This is a genomic window from Burkholderia sp. WTPI3 (assembly GCF_021483755.1).
In the GTDB taxonomy this organism is placed as follows: domain Bacteria; phylum Pseudomonadota; class Gammaproteobacteria; order Burkholderiales; family Burkholderiaceae; genus Burkholderia.
In genome coordinates this window covers 107419-122329 of record NZ_JAGIXF010000010.1, presented here as the reverse complement: position 1 = coordinate 122329, position 14911 = coordinate 107419, and the positions used below count along the sequence as shown (strand labels likewise).

The 14911-nt window shown below is 67.2% G+C and carries 14 protein-coding genes; 1 reads left to right on the top strand and 13 read right to left on the bottom strand.

Annotation, left to right across the window (positions count from 1 at the left end; genetic code table 11):
* The 8 genes from J7024_RS08275 to J7024_RS08240 form a co-directional block, all read right to left on the bottom strand.
* Window positions 1-475: iron chelate uptake ABC transporter family permease subunit (locus J7024_RS08275; protein WP_234744973.1), on the bottom strand; the 475-nt coding region annotated here is incomplete at its 3' end.
* Window positions 476-490: 15 nt separating this feature from the next.
* A complete protein-coding gene (locus J7024_RS08270; protein WP_124826637.1) occupies window positions 491-1399 on the bottom strand; it encodes a heme/hemin ABC transporter substrate-binding protein in 909 nt (302 codons plus the stop codon).
* On the bottom strand, window positions 1396-2487 hold the full coding sequence (locus J7024_RS08265) for a hemin-degrading factor (RefSeq protein ID WP_234744972.1): 1092 nt from the start codon (window positions 2485-2487) through the stop codon (window positions 1396-1398). Before J7024_RS08265 ends, J7024_RS08270 begins: the two co-directional genes overlap by 4 nt.
* Before the next feature lie 49 nt (window positions 2488-2536).
* Window positions 2537-4807, bottom strand: a complete 2271-nt coding sequence (locus J7024_RS08260) for a TonB-dependent hemoglobin/transferrin/lactoferrin family receptor (RefSeq protein WP_175750625.1) — start codon at window positions 4805-4807, stop codon at window positions 2537-2539.
* Window positions 4808-5039: 232 nt separating this feature from the next.
* Complete coding sequence (locus tag J7024_RS08255; protein WP_124826634.1) at window positions 5040-5267, bottom strand: hypothetical protein; 228 nt, start codon at window positions 5265-5267, stop codon at window positions 5040-5042.
* Between the two features lie 71 nt (window positions 5268-5338).
* A complete protein-coding gene (locus tag J7024_RS08250) occupies window positions 5339-5722 on the bottom strand; it encodes a DUF6232 family protein (RefSeq protein ID WP_124826633.1) in 384 nt (127 codons plus the stop codon).
* 124 nt (window positions 5723-5846) lie between these two features.
* Window positions 5847-6107 carry a DUF2866 domain-containing protein gene (locus J7024_RS08245; RefSeq protein ID WP_059448988.1) on the bottom strand — a complete coding sequence of 87 codons (261 nt, stop codon included), beginning with the start codon at window positions 6105-6107 and terminating at the stop codon, window positions 5847-5849.
* 206 nt (window positions 6108-6313) lie between these two features.
* On the bottom strand, window positions 6314-7474 hold the full coding sequence (locus tag J7024_RS08240) for a porin (protein ID WP_124826632.1): 1161 nt from the start codon (window positions 7472-7474) through the stop codon (window positions 6314-6316).
* Window positions 7475-7781: 307 nt separating this feature from the next.
* Here J7024_RS08240 and J7024_RS08235 point away from each other — a divergent pair, with 307 nt between their 5' ends.
* On the top strand, window positions 7782-8588 hold the full coding sequence (locus J7024_RS08235) for a MetQ/NlpA family ABC transporter substrate-binding protein (RefSeq protein ID WP_124826631.1): 807 nt from the start codon (window positions 7782-7784) through the stop codon (window positions 8586-8588).
* A 131-nt stretch (window positions 8589-8719) separates the two neighbouring features.
* On the opposite strand, the gene J7024_RS08230 is transcribed toward J7024_RS08235, so the two are convergent.
* From J7024_RS08230 to J7024_RS08210, 5 genes are all read right to left on the bottom strand, one after another.
* Entirely contained in the window at window positions 8720-9835 is a 1116-nt protein-coding gene (locus tag J7024_RS08230; RefSeq protein ID WP_124826630.1) for a succinylglutamate desuccinylase/aspartoacylase family protein, read from the bottom strand.
* Between the two features lie 259 nt (window positions 9836-10094).
* Complete coding sequence (locus J7024_RS08225) at window positions 10095-10877, bottom strand: ABC transporter substrate-binding protein (RefSeq protein ID WP_124826629.1); 783 nt, start codon at window positions 10875-10877, stop codon at window positions 10095-10097.
* 225 nt (window positions 10878-11102) lie between these two features.
* Entirely contained in the window at window positions 11103-12023 is a 921-nt protein-coding gene (locus J7024_RS08220; protein ID WP_174928709.1) for a LysR substrate-binding domain-containing protein, read from the bottom strand.
* A 217-nt stretch (window positions 12024-12240) separates the two neighbouring features.
* Window positions 12241-12837: a hypothetical protein gene (locus J7024_RS08215; protein WP_124826628.1), complete on the bottom strand. Its 597-nt coding sequence runs from the start codon at window positions 12835-12837 to the stop codon at window positions 12241-12243.
* A gap of 213 nt (window positions 12838-13050) precedes the next feature.
* The gene (locus tag J7024_RS08210; protein WP_096506545.1) at window positions 13051-14439 is read right to left on the bottom strand and encodes an NCS2 family permease; all 1389 of its coding nucleotides are present in this window, start codon (window positions 14437-14439) and stop codon (window positions 13051-13053) included.
* Between the last annotated feature and the right edge of the window lie 472 nt (window positions 14440-14911).

The window sequence follows — 14911 nt, the reverse complement described above, 5'->3', positions numbered from 1 at the left end:
CCGCGAGCGCGCCCGCGAATGCGGCGACGGGCAGCACGGCCGCGCTCACGTGCGCGGCGAAAAGCGCGGGGCCGAGCACGATCGTCGTGGTCGCGCCGAGCGCCGCGCCGCTCGACACGCCGACGAGCCCCGGGTCCGCGAGCGGATTGCGGAACAGCGCCTGCATCGCGGCGCCGGCCGCGCCGAAGCCGCCGCCGACCAGCAGCGCGAGCGCAACGCGCGGCGCGCGAATGTCGAACAGCACCGCGTGTGCCTGCTGCGCGGCCGGGTCGCCGCTCAGCGCGGCCCACGCTTCGGCGAACGGAATGCGGTAGGCACCGACGCACAGCGCGACGACGGACATCGCACACACGAGGACGGCGAGCGCGGCCAGCGCAAATGGCGCAACGCGGCGCGACGCGCCGACGCGCGCGGCGCCGGCGTTGGCGCCCGGCGGGTGCGGCGACGCGGAGAAAGGCGAAGCATGAGCAGGCATCGGGACGATCCGGAATCAGGCGAGCGCATCCGACAGGCGTCGGTGCAGGGTCGTGACGGCGAGCGGCAGGCGCGGGCCGAAGCCGAGCAGGAACAGCGCGTCGAGCGACACGACGCGCCGTGCGCGGCCGGCCGGCGTCGCGCCGAAGCCGGGCGCGGCGAGCAACGCGGCGCGCCCGCCGACGGCAGCGAGCCCTTCGTCGGAGATCAGCACGATGTCCGGTGCGGCGGCGGCGAGCGCTTCGGTCGTCAGCGGCTTGTAGTGATCGAAGCCCTGCATCGCATTGCGCGCGCCCGCGTAGCGGATCATCGCATCGGCGGCCGTGCGCTGGCCGGCGACGAGCGCCTGGTTGCCGGTGTGGTTCAGCACGAACAGCACACGCGGCGGCTGCGCGCCGCCGGGCACGTGCGCGGCGACCGCATCGCGCGCGGCCTGCCAGTCGCGATCGAAGCGTTGCAGCAGCGCGACGCCGGCATCGCGTACGTCCAGCGCCTGCGCGACGCCGGTGATCTTCGCGCGCACCGAGTCGACGTCGTGACGCTCGTCAAACGTCGTTACCGCGACGCCGGCGCCTTTCACCTGCGCGATCGCGGCGGGCGGGCCGGCTTCCGCCGACGCGAGCACGAGATCGGGCCGCAGCGACAGCAGCCCCTCGGCCGACAGCGCGCGCTGGTAGCCGACTTTCGTCAGGCGCTTCGCGGCATCCGGGTACGTGCAGGTGGTGTCCGCACCGACGAGCCGGTAGCCGCGTGCGTCGGCGCCGCCGAGCGCGAACGCGGTTTCCGCGATCGCGCCGCCGATCACGACGACGCGCTTCGGCGCGGCCTGCGCCAGCGCGCGGCCGGGAAGTACGCCCGCGAGCGCACCGGCAACCGCGCTCGCGAGCACGACGCGGCGCCGGGCATCGAACGATCGGGCGCTCACCGGGCCTCTCCGTGTGCAGTGGCCGGCAGCGTCGCGACGAGCGCGCGCCAGTCGTCGCGCTCGACCCGGCCGGGCTTGCGTTCGCCGAACAGCAGCGCGACATGGTCGCCCTGACGATCGAACAGTTCGAGCGACGTGACGATGCCGTCGCTTGTCGGCTTCTTCACGACCCATGCGGCGGCGATCATGTCCTCGCGCACGTGCAGGTTGAAGCCCGGGTCGAGCACGTTGATCCACGCACCGACCTCGCGCACGTTCGCGACGGGGCCCGTGTGGATCTGGATCATGCCCGCGTTGCCGACGAACACCATGATCGGCTGGCCGCTCTGCGCGGCGCGTTCGAGCACGTGGCGCAGCGCATGCGCGGTCTCGACCGGGTACGCGTACCGCGGATCGGCGAGGCGCAGCGCCTGCATGCGGCTCACGCCGAAGCGCTGCGTGATGCCGAAGAACTGGTGCGTGTCGGTCATCGCGTCCCACGCGGTACGAAAGCCCGCGACGTCGATGTCGGTGTCGGCGCGCTCGGGCGCTTTCGGTGCGGCGGGCGCGACATCGAGCCCCGGCTGTTGCGACGCCGCGCGCCAGCGTGCGACGAATGCGTCGTACGCCGCATGATCGCTGTGCGTGCGCAGGTACACCTTGTGGATCGCATGACCTTGCGCATCGAAGAACTGCAGGCTCTTCAGCGGGCCGTGCGTGGTTTCGTCGTGCACCGCGAACGCAGACGCCCAGTGACGATAGAAGATGCGCAGGTCGATGTCGCCGAGTGCGAGGCCGACCGGGCCGTCGTGGCTCATCTGCGCGTACTCGCCGTCTTTCTCGTGGACGGCCGTGTCGTTGCGCGTGAGCGCCATCACGCGGCCGAGGCGCGGCATTTCCTCGAACATCGCCGGAAAGCGCGCGTCGAGACGCACCACGTGTTCACCGATGAACGCGGCGAGCGCCTCGCCTTCGCTGACGCCGAGCGCCTGCGCGACGTCGCGGTTGCGCAGCTGGCGCTCGGCCTTGAGCTTGACGAACGCGTCGCGCAAGGCGGCGGGCGCACGCGCCGGCGTGGCGGGTTGACCGGGAAGGGCGGAATGCATCATGTCGGACTCCTTCAAGTGACGGTTGGGTAGCAGCGCGCGGCGGCGCGCATCAGAAATCGACTTTCATGCTGACGGCGACGGTGCGCCCAGACGACGTGTACGCATCGAGCACCTTCGAATCGTCGGCGATGCCGCGCACGTCCGACCAGTTCCAGTATTTGCGGTCGAACAGGTTGCGGATGCCGATCGTCGCGCTCACGTGCTTGTTGAAGCGGTAGCCGCCGCGCAGGTCGACGACGAACGACGACGGCGGCGCGAAGCACGCTTTGTTCGAGCAGTCGGACTTGTCGATATCCTTGTCGCGCTTCGCGGCCTGGAACAGCAGGTCGGTCTGTACGAACCAGCGCTCGCCCGGCTCGTAGCGCACGCCGAACACCGCCGAGAACGGGTTGATCGTGTTCAGCGGCTGGCTTGCCGCGCCGTCGTTCTGCGTCGAGCCTTTCGTGAACGCCATCGCCGTCTTCAGCGTGATGCCGTTCGGCATGATCCATTCGGCGCGGCCTTCGAGGCCGTGGATGCGCGCATCGGCGAAGTTCACGTACTGGAACACGAACGGGTCGCTCGGGCGGCCGCTGCCCGCGATCGTCGTGCGCGAGATGAAGTTGCGGTAGCGGCCGGTGAACGCGGCCGCGCTGTAGCGCACGACGCCGTAGCCGGTGCCGGCCTTGCCGCGCAGGCCCGCTTCGAACGTGTCGCTGGTTTCGGGCTTCAGGTTCGGATTGCCGATCGACGTGTAGCCGTACACCGGGTTCGAGAAGCTGCTGTTCACCTGGTCGGGCGTCGGCGCGCGGAAGCCGTGCGCATATTGCGCATAGGGAATCAGCGCGGGCGTGATCTCGTACAGCACGGCGACGCGCGGCGACACTTCGTTCGCGCTCGTCGACACCGCGGTGCCGGTAAACAGCGGATCGCTCTGCGTCGGGCTCAGCCGGTACGTGTCGAAACGCAGCCCCGGCGTGACGAGCAGCCGGCCATAGCCGATCTGGTCCTGCACGAACGCGCCGAACAGCGTGTAGTCGGTATCGGGAAACGCCTTGTTCGGAAATGCTTCGCCGACGCCCGGCACCGTGCCGTCGCGCATGTTCGTCACGCGCGACAGGCTGCCGTCGACGCCATACAGCAGCTTGTGTGCGAGCGGGCCGGTCGAGAAGCCGCTTTCGGCGAACGCGGAGCCGCCGAACGTGCGCTCCTTGTACTGGTTGTCGCGCGAGCGCGACGGCTGCGTGCCGCGCGTCTCGAACGCATATTGGTCCTGCTTCGCGTCCTGGTAGTAGAACTGCACGTGCGCATTCTGGAACCAGCGGGACGTATCGTCGCGAAAGTCGTAGTCGACGCTGAAGCGGTTGCGCTCGAGCCGGTCGTTCGTCGTGAGGCCGAGCGTGCCCGGCGGGTTGATCGCCGACAGCACGTCGGTGCTCACGCGCCGCTGCACGGTTTCGGCGGTGAACCTGATCGTGTCGCGCGCGGTGGGCGTCAGCACGAGCTTGCCGAGCAGCGATTCCGAATAGACGTCCTGAGGGTTCGACGTCGTGCGCAGCGTGCTCGCCGAATTGTTGTCGCCGCGGGTGTCGACCTCGTGGCCGCGCCGGCCGTCGGCGATGATCATCCCCTGCACGCGATCGTTGCCGCCGGCCGCCGACACCGTCGCGCCGACGCTGCGATCGGCGGAATCGTAGCTCGGCCGGAACGAGAAGTAGGTGGGCTTGCCGTAGATCGACAGCAAGTCGCGCGGATCCTTCGTGATGAAGTTCACGGCGCCGGTCAGCCCGTCGCTGCCGTACAGCGCCGAGGCCGGCCCGCGCAGGATCTCGATGCGCTTGAGCATGTCGAGATCCGCATAGTCGCCGCGGCCCGCTTCGAGCGGCCCGAACGAGAATGCGTTCGGCAGGCGGATGCCGTCTTCCATCAGCAGCACGCGGTTGCCTTCGAGGCCGCGGATGTTGATGCTCGAGTCGCCGTCGCGGCCGCCGCCGAGCGCGGCGCTGCCCGGGCGGTACGCGGTGCGGCGCACCGTGACGCCCGGCTCGTAGCGCAGCGCGTCCTTGATGTTGGTGGCCTGCTGCTCGTCGAGGTCGTCGGCGGTGATGACCGACACGGACGCAGCCGTGCGGCTCGCGGCGGTGGCGGTGCGGGTAGCCGTGACGGTGACGGGATCGAGCAGCGCATCGCCGCGCGTGGACGCGGCGGCGGTGGTCAGGACGGCGGGTGGCGGGTTGGCGCCTTGCGGCGACGAATCGGCGTGAGCCGGGGCGGCGGACAGGCCGAACGCGCCGAACAGCGCGGCACAGATCGGCTGCCGTGCCAGCGGATAGCAATGCACAGGTGGTCTCCCATTGACGATAACAAGCCCGAAGGCTGGCTGGGTGACGCGTCCACCTGGCTGGCCCGTTTGCGCGACACGCGGCGAACGGCGAATTGAAAGGAAACTGACAATTTTGCCAGTGTAAATGAGAATTATTATCAATACAAGAAAGAAAGGTGACTCGTGCGGACGAGCGCCGTCATGCGCGGGGCGTACGCGTCGCGCGGGGGAAAACCGGGAGAAGCCGGCCCTAGGCCAGCGATTCGATGCGGATCAGGAGGCTGCGCGCATGCGCGATGAACGCGTCGTGCGTCGCGCGGTCGCCGTGGCCTTCGAAGCCGGCCTGTTCGGCGAACGCGAGCTGCTCGGCGTAGAGGTCGACGAGTGTGGTGCGCGCGTCGGGAGGAAGCGAGCGGATCATCGAGACGAGCAGCAGTTCCTGCGCGCGCAGCATGCCGGACAACGATTGGGCGTTCATGCCGACCTCCTGGAACGATGCGGCGGCGTGCCGCTCATTCCATAGTAGGTGGTCGCCGCGCGCAGCGGAAATCAGCCGGCGGCCGTCGCCGTCCGTGCATCGCGCACGATCTGCGCGACGCGTTCGACGAACTCGGCGTCGACGCTCGACAGCGCTTCGCGCTTGCCGTCGGGCATCTCGACCATCAGCCGGTACGTGACGTCCTGCGTGGTCCATGCGAGATAGCCGACGACGGCGAGCATCACGCCGACGACGAGCGCCGCGCTCGATGCGCCGATGCCGCCGGCGATGGCGGTGGCCGCGCCGATCAGCGAGATCAGCGACGGTACGAGACGATTCTTCGGGATCTTGACGACGTCGACGTTGCGGATGTCGCGCAGCGGGAAGACCTGGCCCGCGGCCGACAGGCCGTTGCGCGTGACCATCACGCCGCGTTCATTGAATGCGTTTTCCATCGTATGTTGCGTGGACGAAAACGCGCAGCGTAGCAGACTTCGTTGCTGCGTCAAACGAGGCCGAGTGCCGCATGACATGTGCGGAGGAGCCGGCATGGGGATGACGAGCGGAACAGTATGGGAGTCAGAACTGCAGCCTGCCGTCGCCGTACAGGCGGCCCGGCACGTGCGATGCGACGACTTCGGCGATCTCTTCGTCGGTCGATTCGGCCGGTACGATCTGGCGTCGCGCGGGTGCGTCGAGATGCATCGTCCATTCGACGAGCCGGTACGGGCGGCCCCACGGGCGCTGCATTTCCACCGACACGCGGCAACTCTGAACGGGAAGCGAATGCTGGCGCGTCAGAATCGCGTGCAGATGGCTGAAAACGGTATCTTCGATCATCATGGCCTCCGATCCTGTCTTGTGGGCAGTTGATGGCGGTGCCGTAGGGGGCTCAAAAAAAAAGCCGCCGATGCTCAGGCGGCCAACAGGGGGGGTGAGAGCATCCTCTCAGTCCAGAATTAAGCGAAACTTAAAAGCCCATAAAAAAGCGCCCCGCGTGAGCGGGGCGCTTCTTGCCGTCGTGATCCGCGAGTTAAGCGGATGCTTTAGAACTTGTGACGGATACCGACGCGAGCGGCGATCTGGTTCGTCGAACCGTTGCCCGACGTGCTGAAGTAGCTCGTGCTCGAACCGATCTGAGCCTGCACGTTGTTGCCCGATGCCTTCTGCGCGACGACCAGGCCGTACACGTCCGTACGCTTGCTGAGCGCGTAGTCCAGCGCCACGTTGCCCTGGTTCCAGTGCGCCGAGTTGCCGCTTTGCGTTGCGTTCGTGTACGTGTAGCCGACTGCTGCCGACAGGGCCGGCGTGATCGCATACTTCAGGCCTGCTTCGTATGCGTTGTAGAACGTGCCCGATGCGCCTGCGGCGACCGGGGTGAACTGCGTGCGCGTCCACAGCGCCCATGCCGTTGCCGGGCCGAAGACGTAGCGGCCGCCGACGCCGTACGTGCGCAGGTCGCGGATGTTGGTCAGCGCGATGTTCGCGATCGACGTCGAGAACGCCGGCGATGCCTGGCTCGGGAAGCGGATGTCCGTATACGCGGCACCGAGGGCGAACGGGCCATTCGCGTAGTTCAGGCCGAAGCTGTATGCACGCGACGAACCGGCCGTCGTCGTGGTGCCCGTCGTCGTCGACGGTGCGCCGGCGAAGTCGGTCGAGTTCGAGAAGCCGTACAACGCGCCGAACGTGAAGCCGGCGTAGTTCGCGCTCTGGAACTTCACCGCGTTGTTGATGCGGCTCGACGTGAGCTGGTCGATGTCGTTCACGTGGTACGCGTAGTTGCCGGCGACCGTGTTGCCGCCCGTCGAGTAGTTCGAACCGAGGATGTCGGTCGAGAACGAGTATTGACGGCCGAGCGTGACCGTACCGTATTGCGCCTGGCTCAGGCCGACATAAGCCTGGCGGCCGAAGATCGCGCCGCCCTGGCCGATCGTGCCGTTGCCGCTGTTGAAGCCGTTTTCGAGCACGAAGATCGCCTTCAGGCCGCCACCGAGGTCTTCGGTGCCGCGCAGGCCCCAACGGCTGCCTTGGGCCACGCCGTCGTCGTACTTGAACAGCTTGCCGCTACCGCCGTTGGCGGTCTTGCTGTGGTTCACGTAGCTGATACCGGCATCGATCACGCCGTACAGGGTGACGCTGCTTTGCGCGTGCGCCGCGCCAGTCGTTGCTGCGAGGGCGGCGAGGGTCAACAGTTTCTTGTTCAAAGGATTCTCCGAGCGAATAAATGGCGTGTCCAGTTGCGGTTCCGGCGCTCTCTGTGGGCGCTTTCACGGACCGGTCGCAACTTTATCGGCGGGCCACGTAATGAATGTGACAGCGTTTGTCATATGACGAATGTGTGGTGCCGATGCGACACTGGATTCTGCCTGCTTGTACAGCGGGGAGTTATACCGATTCCGCCTGAGCGTCGATTCGGCGCCGGAATATGCACATGAAATAAGCTTGGTTGGTGCCGTTCCGGCCCCGTGCCACGATGCGCGTTCAACAACGACACGGGACAAGAGGAACACCATGCGACGTTCGATCCTGACCGGCCTCGGCGCGCTCGCCGCGGCGCTGGCCTTTGCGGCGCCCGGCGCGCACGCCGACCCGCAGACGCTGAAGATCGGCACGATGAGCGGCCCCGACGCGCAGATCTGGACCGAGGTGACGAAGGTCGCCGCGCGCGAAGGCCTCGCGATCAAGGTCATCGAGTTCAACGACTACGTGCAGCCGAACGCGGCGCTCGATTCGGGCGACCTCGATGCGAACGGTTTCCAGCACCAGCCGTTCCTCGACAGCCAGATCAAGCAGCGCGGCTACAAGATCGTCAACGTCGGGCTGACCTACACGGCGCCGATGGGCTTTTATTCGAAGAAGCTCAAATCGCTGAAGGACTTGCCGGTTGGCGCGAAGGTCGGGATCCAGAACGATCCGTCGAACGGCAACCGCGCGCTGCTGCTGCTGCAGAAATACGGGGTGATCAAGCTGAAGGCGGGCGCCGGCACGAACGGCGTGAACGCGACGCCGCTCGACGTCGCCGAGAACCCGAAGAAGATCAAGATCGTCGAGCTCGACGCCGCGCTGCTGCCGCGCGCGCTGCCCGACCTCGACGCCGCGTCGATCAACACCGACTACGCGGTGAAGGCGGGGCTCACGCCGGTGAAGGATGCGATCGCGATCGAGGACCTGCGCGGGCCGTACGCGAACCTGATCGCGGTGCGCGCGCAGGACAAGGACAAGCCGTGGGTGAAGAAGCTCGTCGCGGCCTATGAATCGGACGACGTGCGCAAGTTCATCGACCAGAAGTTCGGCGGCGCGATCGTGCCGGCGTTCTGAGCGTCGACGCACGCCGCCGCCCGGCACCGCGGCCGGGCATGCCGTCAAGCCGAAAAGAAAATCGCCCGCGCAAGCGGGCGATTTCGTTGCTGCGCGCCGCTGCGCGGCGTGCGAGCCGGCGTTCGGGCCGCTCAGGCCGACAGCAGCGACCCGGTGCGGATCGGCGTGGCGCCCGCGATGCGAGCGACTTCCATGCCGGCCGTCGCGAAGCGCACGATCTGGCGCGCGTACAGCACGCCGGACACGCTGCTCTTCAGCGTGATCACGCGGTCGGTCAGCGGATCGACGATGTCGGCCACTTCCTGGCCGGCCTCGATCCACGCGCCGACCGGCGTGCGGAACACGATCACGCCGGACACCGGCGCGACGAGCGGATCGGTGCCCGCGAGCGGCGTGGCCGGATACGCGAGCGGCGGCAGCGGCGCGGGCGTGCCGTCGATGATGCCGCGCTCGGTCAGGTATTCGACGATCCCTTGCGCATCCTTCTCCGCGAACTCGTATGACACGTCGCGCTCGCTGCGCAACTCCACCGTGACGGAAATCGCGCCGTTCGGGATCGGGAAGCGGTCGCCGAAGCGGTTGCGCAGGTCCGACCAGCAGAAGCTGTGGATCTCGTCGAACGGATTGCCGACCGAATTCAGCGCGAGCAGCGAGGCCTGCGCGTCGAGATAGCGCGCCAGCGGCTCGACGTCTTCCCACAGGTCGGGGTTCGTATAGAGGTGCAGCACCGCGTCGCTGTCGCAATGCAGATCGAGCACGATGTCCGCATCGAACGACAGCTTCTGCAGCGCGAGACGCTGCGAGTCGAGCTCGGTGCGCGGCATCTGCTCGTGGAGTGCTTCGCGCATCGCGGCGCGTACCGCGGCGACGTTGCGCTGCGCGTCGTTCGTCAGGCGGCTTTCGATGCGCGGCAGCACGAGCGCCGCGAGATCGTAGAAATTGCGGTTGAAGTTCTGCATCGAGCCGAGATCGAAGCGGCCGAGGTGGTCGCCGAACACGTGCTGCGACAGGCCGATCGGGTTCGGCACGGGCACGATGACGACTTCGCCGCGCAGCTTGCCGGCGGTCTCGAGCGCGGCGATCTTGCGACGCAGCAGCGCGGCGACCAGCATGCCGGGCAGTTCGTCCGCGTGCAGCGACGACTGGATGTAGACCTTCTTGCCGCCGCGCGGGCCGTAGTGGAAGCTCGTGATCTGGCGTTCGGTGCCGATGGCGGGGGAAATCAGCGGATGGGTCTGCGTTTGCATGATGGGGAGAGTGCGGCGCAGCCGCGAGTGATCCGGTATGCGTGGAAGGTCGATTGTACGTTGCCTTCGTCGAACCTATCAAACCGCTCCCCGAGCACGCTATTTTCCTTTGCGAATCATCAGGTTGGCGCGTAAAAAATAACCTCGCGGCAGCGCCTCGGCCATGCGCTTCTCGTCGTGTTCGGCCGCGTGCGGACAAAAAAAACGGGCCCCTGGCGGGGCCCGTCTGCGCGGATGCGAAGCGCGCTTTTACGTGCGATTACTTGCCGTAGACGTCGAAATCGAAGTACTTCTTCGCGATCTTGTCGTACGTGCCGTCCTTGCGCATGCCGGCGATCGCGCCGTCGATCTGCGTCTTCAGGTCGGTGTCTTCCTTGCGCAGGCCGATGCCGGCGCCGTTGCCGAGCGTCTTCGGATCGTCGATATCCTTGCCGGCGAAGTCGAAGCTCGCGCCGCGCGGCGTCTTCAGGAAGCCGATTTCAGCCTGCACCGCGTCCTGCAGCGCGCCGTCCAGACGGCCCGAGATCAGGTCGGCGTAGACCTGGTCCTGGTTCTGGTAAGGCACGACGTTTACGCCCTTCGGCGCCCAGTAGGTCTTCGCGTAGGTTTCCTGAATCGTGCCCTGCTCGACGCCGACCGACTTGCCCTTCAGCGATTCGGCCGTCGGCAGCAGGCCCGCGCCCTTCTTCGTGACGAGGCGCGTCGGCGTGTTGAACAGCTTCGCCGAGAACGCGATCTGTTCCTGGCGCGCCGGCGTCATCGACATCGACGACAGCACGCCGTCGAACTTGCGGGCCTTCAGTGCCGGGATCATCCCGTCGAAGTCGTTTTCGATCCACACGCACTTCGCGTGCATGCGACGGCAGATTTCGTTGCCGAGATCGACGTCGAAGCCAACCACCTTGCCGCTAGCGTCTTTCGATTCGAAAGGCGGGTAGCTTGCGTCGACGCCGAAGCGCACGGTCGTCCATTCCTTCGCATAGGCGCTGCCGGCCGATACGGCGAGCACGGCAACGGTCACAGCCGCAAGAATCTTTTTCACTCGGTGACTCCTCGTTTTGTTCGATGGGTGCGCGGTTGTGCCGCGCCGTAAGCCTTCGGCCCGGCGCGGTTTCGCGTCGGACTGTCCGTTTCGCTTGCCCGATTCGGGCGCGCGACGTGCGCAAGATTATCAAGACAAAATGCCGGCGGGGCGCCTAGGACATGCCCCGATACCGGACCCGACGGCAGTGCGAACATGCGCGACCGTTTCAGACGAATGAACGATTCAACCGAGCGTTTCGTTGACCGCGCGCTGCAGGCACGTGACGAATTGCGAGACGGCGGGCGTCGGCAGCAGGTCGCGCCGGGCGATGATCGACAGGTCGAAGCGCGGCATGCTTTCGTCGAGTTCGGCCGTGCGGATGCCGAGCGGCGCCACCATCGCGGCCAGCGGACGCGTGAAGCAGCCGATCACGTCGGAGTGCGCGACCAGGCCGAGCGTCACCGCGAACGACATCGGCGAGCGCAGCAGGCGCTTCGGCAGCGGCAGCCCGCGGGCCTCGAACATCGCGATCATCACGCTGTGCGGAAACTGCTCGGCGCCGACCGTGACGATCCATTCGGCGTCGAGTAATTCCTCTAACCGGCGCGCGTGCGCGAGCGGATGCCCTTCGCGCATCACGACGGTGAATTCGGTCGACAGCAGCGGCACCTGCGTGAAATCGCGGTCGAGCGCGGGCACATGGTGCATCGCAGCGATGTCGAGCGTGCCGTTGCGCAGTTGCGCGAGCGCGTCGGGCACCGTCACTTCCTCGAGATGCAGGCTCACGTTCGGCATCGAGCGGCGGAATGCCGTCACCGCATGCGGCAGCGCGGTCAGCGCGATCGACGGCATCGTGCCGACCGCGACGCGGCCCGACATTTCCCCCTTCACCTGCTCGACGGCCTCGACCGTGCGGCGCATGTCGCCGAGCAGTTGCTCGGCGCGCGGCAGCAGCGCGTGGCCGCACGCGGTCAATTCGACGCCGCGCACGCTTCGGACGAGCAGTTCCGCGTTCAGCGCGGTTTCGAGTTCGCGGATCGTATGCGTGATCGCGGGCTGCGTGACGCCGAGCTCGCGCGCGGCGGCGCGCAGGCTCTTGTGATGCGCGGCGGAGACGAACGCCTGGAGCTGCGCGATGTTCAGTTGGTTTCGGATGCGGGTCATCGATCGGATTCGGATCTCGCGTCGGGCCGGGCGCCGGCGCGAAGAGCGATAGGGTAGCGCGTCGCGGGGCGGACGCCGGGCGCAGCGAGGATCGCCGGGCGGCGGACGGCCTTTTTGAGCCGCTGTCCGCGGCGCGCCGGTCAGGATTGCAGATGACGCAGCACGCGTGTTTGCGGATGCGGCGGATCGCGCATGCGTTCGAGCCTGGCCGCGTGCGTCAGGCGAGCGCCGCTTCGACCGCTGTCAGCGTGCGGCGCCGGATCCAGCCGCTCGCCAGCCGGATCGCGAGCCAGTACGGCGTGAATAGCCACCGCGTGCGCGCACTCGGGCAGTGCACGAAGGTTTCCGTGCGCAGCACGTGCGCGCCGGCTGCGAGCCCGACGACCTCGAATCGCAGCACCAGCTTGGCGTCGCGCGGGTCGTCGTGCCGCACGAAGGCCGTTGCGTCGGCGATCGTCCGCACGTCGAGCGCCGGGCGCCAGAAGCGTCCGACGAGGCCGAGCGACAGCGACGTGTCGTCGCGGTGAAGCAGCGTGAACGTATCGAAACCGAAGCGCGCGCGTTCGCCGCCTCGGGCCGGCCCGTCGCGCAGCGTGCGGACGAGTGCCGTGGGCAACTCGCGCACCGTAAGCAGTGCGTCGACGACCGGATCGGTGCGCATGTCGAGCGACGCAACGGCGTCGATGATGCGCGCGGCTGCCGCACCGATCGGCTGCGACTCATGCACCTCGTGAAAGCCGAACGACGGAATGAACGGCGGCTTGTGCGCCGACTCCCTGGTGCTCGATTCGGAGACGATGCCGAGCGCTTTCATGGCGGCTCCCGAAGGCAAAGCGCGATCGTAGCACCGGGCGGGAATTCGCGTCGCGCCGTTTGGGCGCTGTGCGCCGCCATGCGCCGTACCGACAAAAAAAGCCTGGAAACATGCGTTTCCAGGCCTGGAGGCCATCGACGAGGATGGTGGAGGAGACGAGATCGTCCCGATGCGCGCCGCCCTTCTGCCGGCAGCGTCGCGCATGTTCCGCGGTCAGATCGCCCAGCCGCCGAGATAGAACGTGACAAGCACGGCGGCGATGAGCACGGTGCCGACGTTCAGCTTGCGGAATTCGCCGCTGGCGATGCGGCCGATCACGAGCGTCGAGAAGCCGAGCATGATGCCCGTCACGATGTTCGCGGTCAGCACGATGAACACCGCGCATACGAGCCCCGACATCGCGTCGACCATGTCGTCCATGTGCAGCTTGCTCACGCTGCCGAGCATCAGCAGGCCGACGTACATCAGCGCGGGGGCCGTGGCGTACGACGGCACGAGGCCCGCGAGCGGCGACAGGAACATCACGACCAGGAACAGCAGGCCGACCACGGCTGCCGCGAGGCCCGTCTTCGCGCCGGCGGCCACGCCGACGCTCGATTCGATGTAGGCCGCGGCGGGTGCGCCGCCGAGGAAGCCGGAGAAGATCGAGCTGACCGAATCGGCGGTCAGCGCGCGGCCGCCGTTGATGATGCGGCCGTTCTCGTCGAGCTGGCCGGCCTGGCCAGCCACCGCGCGGATCGTGCCGGTCGCGTCGAACACGGCGGTCATCACGAGCGCCAGCACGCTCGGCAGCACGGACATCGACAGCGCACCCTTGATGTCCATCGCGCCGATCAGCGACGCATGGCCCGGTGCGCTCAGCGACGGCAGCGCGAAGATGCCGTGGTATTTCACGGCCGGATCGAACACGAGGCCGATCAGCGAGATCGCGATCACGACGAGCAGGATGCCGCCCGGCACGCGACGCTTCTCGAGCCCGAAGATCGCGGCGAGGCCGACGACCGACATGATGACCGGGAACGCGGTGATCTGGCCGAGCGACACCGGCAGGCCGGCGCCCGGGTTCTTGATCACGAGCCCGACGTCGTTCGACGCGATCAGCAGCAGGAACAGGCCGATGCCGATCCCGGTGCCGTGCGCGACGCCCGCGGGCAGGTTGCGCAGGATCCACGACCGCACGCCGGTGACTGAAATGCCCGTGAACACGAGGCCCATCAGGAACACCGCGCCGAGCGCGACGGTCGGATGCAGCCCCTTGCCGAGCACGAGGCCGAACGCGGTGAACGCGGTCAGCGAAATCGCGCAGCCGATCGCGATCGGCAGCTTCGCCCACAGGCCCATCAGCAGGGAACCGAATGCGGTAGTCAGGCAGACCGCGACGAACACGGCGCTCGTGTCGAAGCCGGCCTTGCCGAACATGCCGGGAACGACGAACACGGAATAGACCATCGCGAGGAATGTGGTCACGCCCGCGACGATTTCGCGGCGCTGCGTACTGCCGCGCGACGAAATGTCGAAGTACCGGTCGATGACTCCCTTGGTGCCGAAGTCCGTTTCTTCCGCGCCGACGCCGACCGTCGGCTGCACCGGGGTATCACTCATGAGCTTGCTCCTTTATCAGCATGCTGAAACGGTCGTAGCGGACCGTCGTCAGGGTGTCTCGAATCTGGTTGGAATGGTCGGCAACGTCGTGGGGACGCCTGACGCGTGATTCGTGTCGTCGTACGCGCCGTGAGGCGGGCGCGAGTGTGTCGCGTCGTACGACGCGTGGTGTGGTCGACCCCGTCACGTGTGCTTTGCCGTAGCGAAGGTTAGGCGAACGGCCCATCACGTCCCATTGGGCGAAAAGCATGCAGCGCATGTCTCAGCGCTTATATCGGCGTGTAACGGGGCTTCGTCGTCGCGGAACGCGTGTATACGCCTAGTTCGAATCCGTTAAGGCGATTATTTGAATGCGGGGTCGGCGGGCAGGGCGGGAGCGGGTGGTGCATCTGATCTTACGAATGTCTTTCGTCGAGGCTGCGCAAGCGCGTGAAACCGGCCGTGTTTTACGCTAGACGCGGCCGCGCGCAAC

What these genes read in the sequence shown, in the direction of transcription:
- J7024_RS08265 (WP_234744972.1), bottom strand. Translation starts at nt 2,487, where the DNA reads ATGATGCATTCCGCCCTTCCCGGTCAACCCGCCACGCCGGCGCGTGCG.
- J7024_RS08255 (WP_124826634.1), bottom strand. Translation starts at nt 5,267, where the DNA reads ATGAACGCCCAATCGTTGTCCGGCATGCTGCGCGCGCAGGAACTGCTG.
- J7024_RS08250 (WP_124826633.1), bottom strand. Translation starts at nt 5,722, where the DNA reads ATGGAAAACGCATTCAATGAACGCGGCGTGATGGTCACGCGCAACGGC.
- J7024_RS08245 (WP_059448988.1), bottom strand. Translation starts at nt 6,107, where the DNA reads ATGATCGAAGATACCGTTTTCAGCCATCTGCACGCGATTCTGACGCGC.
- J7024_RS08235 (WP_124826631.1), top strand. Translation starts at nt 7,782, where the DNA reads ATGCGACGTTCGATCCTGACCGGCCTCGGCGCGCTCGCCGCGGCGCTG.
- J7024_RS08230 (WP_124826630.1), bottom strand. Translation starts at nt 9,835, where the DNA reads ATGCAAACGCAGACCCATCCGCTGATTTCCCCCGCCATCGGCACCGAA.
- J7024_RS08220 (WP_174928709.1), bottom strand. Translation starts at nt 12,023, where the DNA reads ATGACCCGCATCCGAAACCAACTGAACATCGCGCAGCTCCAGGCGTTC.
- J7024_RS08215 (WP_124826628.1), bottom strand. Translation starts at nt 12,837, where the DNA reads ATGAAAGCGCTCGGCATCGTCTCCGAATCGAGCACCAGGGAGTCGGCG.
- J7024_RS08210 (WP_096506545.1), bottom strand. Translation starts at nt 14,439, where the DNA reads ATGAGTGATACCCCGGTGCAGCCGACGGTCGGCGTCGGCGCGGAAGAA.